A 433-nucleotide genomic window follows, 5' to 3' on the forward strand; every position below is an offset into this window, starting at 1 on the left:
TGCCAATTCTGTGCTAAAGCTAAAAAAGCTCTGCAAGACAAAGGCTTCTCTTACGAAGAAATCGTATTGGGCAAAGATGCAACTGTTACTTCCGTACGCGCTATTACCTGCAAGATGACTGCTCCTCAAGTATTCATCGGCGGTAAATACATCGGCGGTAGCGAAGACTTGTAAGCTTACTTGGCTAAAAACTAATCGCCTGTATGCTTTAGACGGTTTAAACATGCCGTCTGAAAGATAAAATATAGAGTTATTCAGACGGCGTTTACAATTCGGCGTTCTGAATAACTCTATATTCGCAAGTAGAATTTGAGATTATGGTTTTAAATCGATATTTAGGTATTGGCTATTGATTTTTAAATTTTGATAGTTTGTGAAGTTTAGGCCGTCTGAAAACGGATAACCTGATGGCAATATCGGTTTGGATATAGGC

General features: G+C 38.8%; 1 protein-coding gene. It reads left to right on the plus strand.

The annotated features are described in order from the left end of the window. On the plus strand, window positions 1–174 hold a 174-nt coding region (locus ACTHUE_RS20570), incomplete at its 5' end, for a glutaredoxin domain-containing protein (RefSeq protein WP_440424341.1). Window positions 175–433 lie beyond the last annotated feature (259 nt).

It is taken from the genome of Neisseria sp. P0021.S005 (genome assembly GCF_051956955.1).